This window comes from Streptomyces sp. NPDC004031, from assembly GCF_053604375.1.
On record NZ_JBSGHL010000118.1, the window covers coordinates 1 to 6264 of the forward strand.

At 71.8% G+C, this 6264-nt stretch carries 6 protein-coding genes; all 6 read left to right on the forward strand.

Annotation, left to right across the window (positions count from 1 at the left end; translation table 11 throughout):
- On the forward strand, positions 1-516 hold a 516-nt coding region (locus ACWERV_RS36265), incomplete at its 5' end, for a DUF7910 domain-containing protein (RefSeq protein ID WP_452941109.1).
- A gap of 201 nt (positions 517-717) precedes the next feature.
- Positions 718-2271 carry an MFS transporter gene (locus ACWERV_RS36270; RefSeq protein ID WP_452941111.1) on the forward strand — a complete coding sequence of 518 codons (1554 nt, stop codon included), beginning with the start codon at positions 718-720 and terminating at the stop codon, positions 2269-2271.
- 91 nt (positions 2272-2362) lie between these two features.
- A complete protein-coding gene (locus tag ACWERV_RS36275; protein ID WP_452941113.1) occupies positions 2363-3529 on the forward strand; it encodes an ABC transporter ATP-binding protein in 1167 nt (388 codons plus the stop codon).
- Positions 3526-4251: an ABC transporter permease gene (locus ACWERV_RS36280; RefSeq protein WP_452941115.1), complete on the forward strand. Its 726-nt coding sequence runs from the start codon at positions 3526-3528 to the stop codon at positions 4249-4251. Before ACWERV_RS36275 ends, ACWERV_RS36280 begins: the two co-directional genes overlap by 4 nt.
- Positions 4248-4916 carry an ABC transporter permease gene (locus tag ACWERV_RS36285; protein WP_398184284.1) on the forward strand — a complete coding sequence of 223 codons (669 nt, stop codon included), beginning with the start codon at positions 4248-4250 and terminating at the stop codon, positions 4914-4916. Before ACWERV_RS36280 ends, ACWERV_RS36285 begins: the two co-directional genes overlap by 4 nt.
- Before the next feature lie 264 nt (positions 4917-5180).
- A complete protein-coding gene (locus ACWERV_RS36290; protein ID WP_452941117.1) occupies positions 5181-6149 on the forward strand; it encodes an ABC transporter substrate-binding protein in 969 nt (322 codons plus the stop codon).
- The last annotated feature ends 115 nt before the right edge of the window (positions 6150-6264 follow it).

Sequence of the window (6264 nt, forward strand, 5' to 3'; positions counted from 1 at the left end):
TCCTCCGACTACTACCTGCGCCTGACCGGCGACGGCGGCCGCATGCTCAAAGGCCAGATCGCCCTCACCGCCACCCGCCCCACCCAGCCCACGGTGGGCACCTCCCCGGGCGGCGGCACGGGCACGGTGGTGAGCCTGCGGGCGCGTGCCAACGGCGACTACGTCACGGCCGAGAACGGCGGCGCGGCCCCGCTGATCGCCAACCGCACCTCGATCGGGCCGTGGGAGCAGTTCGACCTGCTCGACCTGGGCGGCGGCAATGTCGCGCTGCGGGCGCACGCCAACAACCTGATCGTGTGCGCCGACAACGCGGGCGCCTCGCCGCTCATCGCCAACCGCACCTCGGCGGGGGCCTGGGAGACCTTCCAGCTCGTCCACAACTCCAACGGCACCGTCAGCCTCAAGGCGCAGGTCAACGGCCTGTACGTGACGGCGGAGAACGGCGGGGCCGCCGCGCTGGTCGCCAACCGTACGGCCGTCGGCGGCTGGGAGCAGTTCGACCTCGTCACCGGCTGACGCACCTCGCGGCCATGACGGCCGGCCACTGACCCCCCGCGCGGGCACGCGGGGCTTCGGGAGGGCGGGCGGGTCTCCCCGGACGGGCATCCGGGTGACCCGCCCGCCCGTCGAGTGGCGCGGCGGACGCGGCGGGCCCACCGTGGTGGAGTCCGTGCCCGCCCTGGTGGCGGGCGGTTCCGCCACCAGACGAGGAGCGCCATGGCCGACGCCGCGGAGAAGGCCCCGAGGCCGCGGAAACTGGTCCTGGCGGCGATGATCTTCGCGGTCGCGATGACCTTCATCGACCAGACCATCGTCTCGATCGCCGTGCCCGACATCCAGAGCGAGCTGAAGCTCTCCAACACCGGGGTGCAGTGGGTGGTCAACGCCTACCTGCTCGCGCTCGCCGCGCTCTTCGCCTACGGCGGACGGCTCGCCGACACCGTCGGGCACCGCAGGGTCGTGGTGTGGGGCGTGGTCGTCTTCGCGACCGCGTCGCTGCTGTGCGGGCTGACGCCGACCGGGAGCGCCGCGCAGGCCTGGATCGTGGTCTTCCGGGCGGTGCAGGGCGCGGGCGGCGCCGTGATGTTCCCCGCCGCGCTGGGCATCGTGGTGCAGACCTTCGCGCTGCGCGAGCGCGGCCGGGCGCTCGCGCTCTTCTTCGGCATCGCGGGCGGCCTCACCGCGATCGGCCCGCTCCTCGGCGGCTATCTCACCGAGTGGACGTGGCGGGCCATCTTCTGGGTGAACATCCCGGTGGCCGTCGTGGCGTTGGTGCTGATCGCGCTGTCCCGGCCGGAGACCGAGCACCGCCCGGCGCCCATGGACTACCGCGGGCTGGTGCTCATCGCGGCGGGCGTGACGCTGAGCGTCTTCGGCTTCCAGCAGGCCGGGATCTGGGGCTGGGGCAACCCCGGTATCGGCCTGTCGATCGCGGCCGGGGCGCTGCTGCTGGTCGTCTTCGCCGTGGTGGAGCTGCGGACGGCGGAGCCGCTGATGCAGGTGCGGATCTTCCGGGTGCGGGCGTTCCTGGTCGAGAACGCGGTGCTGGGCGTCGCGATGCTCACCTTCGTCCCGGTCTTCTTCTTCGCCAGCGAGTACGCGCAGATCGCGCTCGGCAAGTCCGCGTCCGAGGCGGGCCTGTACCTGCTGTACTTCTTCCTCGGCTTCGTCGTCGCCTCGCAGATCGGCGGCCGGATGCTGGACACCCGCGGGGCCAGGCGGCCGGTCGCGCTGGGCTGCGCGCTGTCCGCGCTGGGCTTCCTGCTGTGGGCGGGCAAGGCGACCGATCTCGACTTCTCCCACCAGATGTGGCAGGTGATCCTGGCCGGTTTCGGGATGGGCATGATGCTCAGCCCGGCCAGCACGGACGCGGTCAACCGTGCCTCGCGGCTGTCGTACGGCGAGGCGACCGGTATCACCCAGACGGTGCGCAACTACGCGGCCTCGCTGGGCCTCGCGGTGCTGGGCACCGTCTCGGTCACCGAGTTCCGCCGCCACCTGACGCACTCGCTCACCGCGCGCGGGCTGCCGCCGGACCAGGCCGCCGACCAGGCGCGGACCATCGCGCAGGCCCATTCGACGGCGCAGGGCGGCAGCGGCGCGATCCCCGCCTTCGTCCGGACGGACTTCGCCGAGTCGACGCGCACGGTGCTCTACTGCATGGCCGGCGTCATGGCGGTGGCCGCGCTCGTGGCCCACTTCGGGCTGCGGCCGGGACTCCAGGAGGAGCACCCCGACGACCCGCCACAGGTGACGCCCGACCGCTCCTGAGGCCCCCGGTCTAGACTCTTCTGGCACCGGCCTGTCCGAAACCGACCGGAGGCAGGCCGTCCATGCCCGATCCCGAGGGGTATTCGGCACTTTGATACAGATAGAGTCAGTTACCAAGCGATACCCCGACGGCACCACGGCGGTCGACGGCCTGTCGCTGGAGATCCCGGACGGATCGATCACCGTCCTGGTGGGCCCGTCGGGATGCGGGAAGACCACCACCCTGCGGATGATCAACCGGATGGTCGAGCCGACGTCCGGGCGGATCCTGCTGGACGGCGCGGACATACGCGAGCAGCCGGTCAACACGCTGCGCCGGTCCATGGGGTATGTCATCCAGAACGCCGGGCTCTTCCCGCACCGCACCATCGTCGACAACATCGCGACCGTCCCCCGTATGCTCGGCTGGGACCGCGGCCGGGCCCGGGAGCGGGCCCGCGAACTCATGGAGCGCGTCGGCCTCGACGCGGGGCTGGCCAAGCGCTACCCGTACCAGCTCTCCGGCGGCCAGCAGCAGCGCGTCGGCGTGGCCCGCGCGCTCGCCGCCGACCCGCCCGTACTGCTCATGGACGAGCCGTTCTCCGCGGTCGACCCGATCGTCCGCAAGAGCCTGCAGGGCGAACTGCTGCGGATCCAGGAGGAGCTGGGCAAGACCATCGTCTTCGTCACGCACGACATCGACGAGGCCATCCGCATCGGCGACATGATCGCGGTACTGCGCACCGGCGGCCTGCTGGCCCAGTTCGCACGGCCCGACGAGCTGCTCTCCTCCCCCGCCGACGCCTTCGTCGAGGACTTCCTCGGCACCGACCGCGGCATCCGGCGGCTGTCGTTCTTCTCCTCGCAGGGGCTGGAACTCCTCACCGGGCCCGTGCTGCCGGCCGGTGCGGACGCCGAGCGCGCCGCCCGCGCCGCCGCGGCCGGTGCGCCGTACGTCCTGCTCACCGACGCCGAGGGCCGCCCGCTGGGCTGGGCCCCCGCGAAGGACGCCGCCACGGCCGCGGGCAAGGGCGCCCGGGAGGAACTGCTGCCGCACGGCAGGCCCTTCGTGGCCGGGCGCGACTCGCTGCGGGACGCGCTGGACTGCGCGGTGCTCTCGCCGACCGGCTGGGCGGTCGCCGTGGACGGCGAGGGCGTGGCCGCCGGTGTGGTCTCGCAGGAGGCCATCGGCGCCGCGATCCGCAGCGCGCACGCGGCCGGGACGGACGGCGGCGGCGCCGACCGGGCCGCCACCACCAAGGCCGGGGCGGCCACATGAGCGGCACGGGGTTCTTCGACATCCCGAGCGACCTCCAGCACTCCTACGCCGGCCTGGTCGGGCTGCACCTCCAGGAGGCGATGATCCCGGTCGGCATCGGGCTGGCCGTCGCCCTGCCGCTCGGGCAGCTGTGCGTGCGCTTCCGCTGGATCTACCCGCCGTTGCTGTGGGTCACCACGGTGCTGTACGCGATCCCGTCGCTGGCCTTCTTCGTCTTCCTGATCGACTACACCGGCGCGACCAGGACCACCGTGATGATCCCGCTGACCGTCTACACGCTGGTGATCCTCGTTCCGGCGATCGTCGACGGCGTCAGATCGGTGCCCGAGGAGACGATGTCGGCGGCCACCGCGATGGGGCTGGGGCCCGTGCAGCGCTACCTCAGGGTGCAACTGCCGCTCGCCGTACCGGCGATCTTCGCCGGGCTGCGGGTCGCGACCGCCTCCAGCATCAGCCTGGTGAGCGTGGGCGCGATCATCGGCAACCAGGGCGCGCTGGGCAACCTGCTGCAGGACGCGATCCTCTACCACCGCTCCAACCTGGCGCTGAACTCGGTGCTGTCCATCGCGGTGCTGTCGGTGATCATGGACGTCGTGCTGGTGCTGCTGCGCACCGCGCTGACCCCGTGGCTGCCGCGCGGCGGCCGCGCCGCGAGCCGGGCGGCGCGGGCGGCCGCCGTGGAACCGGCGGCCGAGACCGCGCGGGCGGAGGCCGCCTCATGAGCCTCTTCCACTTCATCAGCGACTTCTTCCGGGACGGCGCCAACTGGCACGGCGCGTACGGCATCCCGCACCGGCTGCTGGAGCACCTCCAGTACACCTTCACCGCGCTCGGCATCGCCGCCGCCCTCGCGCTGCCCGTCGGCCTGGTGACCGGCCACACCGGACGCGGCGGCAACGCGCTGGCGCTCATCGCCACCGCGGCCCGAGCGCTGCCCAGTTACGGCCTGCTGGTGCTGATGTTCTTCTGGCTGGGCCTGGGCCTGACCCCGGTGATGATCCCGCTGGTCGCATTGGCCGTGCCGCCGATCCTGGTCACCACCTACGAGGCGATGCGCACCGTGGACCCCGCGCCGGTCGACGCCGCGCGCGGGATGGGCATGGGGCCGGCCGCGGTGCTCTTCCAGGTCGAACTGCCCATGGCGCTGCCGCTGGTGCTCAGCGGGCTGCGCTCGGCAGCGATCCAGGTGGTCTCGACCACCGCGATCGCCGCGACGGTGTCGCTCGGCGGCCTGGGGCGGTTCGTCGTGGACGGCCTCTACCAGTACAACTACCGGATCGTGGTGGGCGGGGCGACGCTCATCGCGGCCCTCGCGCTCGCCATGATCGGGCTGTTCTGGCTGGTCGGACGCGTGGTCGTGTCCCCCGGCGTACGGCGTGGCCGGTGACCGGGCCGTTCCCCGGGGCGGTGCCCGAGCGCGCCGTCCGATGTCCCGTCGAGCGCGGGCGGCGCGTTCCGCGCCCGGCGGGCATCGATGCCAATCGGTGACCCTGGCGGCCTTGACTGCCTTTGCGGCCGCTGGATTGGATCATTCGGTGTACGGAACCGACGTTGCAAAAACAGCTGAACGCCATCCGAACCCTCACCCCCGGAAGCGGGAATCGTGACTTCACCTTCGCAGAGCAGCAGCACAGGCCCTCGACACCTCCGAGTGACGGCGATCCTCATCGCCGCGACCACGGCCGCGGCGCTCCTCGCGGGCTGTAGCGACTCCTCCTCGTCCGACTCCGACCCGCTGAAGCCCGCGGCGCCGCCCGCGTCCGGCACCGGCAAGGGCAAGGACCCGCTGGCGGGCAAGGCGCCGCAGAACGGCACGGTGGTCGTCGGGTCCAACAACTTCGCCGAGAGCGTCCTGCTGATGGACCTGTACGGCGAGGCGCTCAAGGCCAAGGGCGTCAACGTGCAGTACAAGCCGAACATCGGCACCCGCGAGATCACCTACGGGCTGGTCAAGAACGGCAGCGTGAGCGTGCTGCCGGAGTTCAACGGCTCGCTGCTGTCCTACCTGGACAAGACCGCCACGCCGACCACCCCGGAGGCGGCGACCGCGGCGATCGAGGCCAAGCTCGACCCGTCGCTGACGATGCTCGACCCGGCGCCGGCCGAGGACAAGGACTCGCTGACGGTCAACAAGGAGACCGCCGCGAAGTACCACCTGACGTCGCAGTCCACGATCGCGGACCTGGCCAAGTACGGCAAGGAGATCGTGGTGGGCGGCTCCCCGGAGTTCCAGACCCGGCAGCAGGGCCTGGTGGGCCTGAAGTCGCAGTACGGGCTGGACCCGAAGTCGTTCAAGCCGCTGGACGCGGGCGGCCCGATCACCGTCCAGGCGCTGAAGTCGAACGGTGTGCAGGCCGCCGACGTGTTCACCACGGACGCGTCGATCACCCGTGAGCACTTCGTGACGCTCCAGGACCCGAAGAAGCTCTTCGGGATCGCCAACGTCCAGCCCATGGTGTCCAAGACCGCCCTGACGCCGGAGGCCGTCGCGGCGCTCAACGCGGTGTCGGCCAAGCTCGACACCAAGTCGCTGCTCGACATGGACGCCCAGGTGCAGAACGACAAGAAGGACCCGCTCGACGTGGCCAAGGCCTGGCTGAAGTCGGTCGGCCTGGGCTGAGCCCCGATCCGTACGCGCCCGGTCCGCAGCGCCGCGGCTCACCCGACGGACGCAAGATGCTGCGCCTGGAGGTCCGCAACAGCGAGACCCCCATCGAGCGCAAGCCCGAGTGGAT

Excerpts from the sequence above, each read along its gene's own strand:
- ACWERV_RS36270 (WP_452941111.1), top strand. The coding sequence starts at position 718 with ATGGCCGACGCCGCGGAGAAGGCCCCGAGGCCGCGGAAACTGGTCCTG.
- ACWERV_RS36280 (WP_452941115.1), top strand. The coding sequence starts at position 3,526 with ATGAGCGGCACGGGGTTCTTCGACATCCCGAGCGACCTCCAGCACTCC.
- ACWERV_RS36285 (WP_398184284.1), top strand. The coding sequence starts at position 4,248 with ATGAGCCTCTTCCACTTCATCAGCGACTTCTTCCGGGACGGCGCCAAC.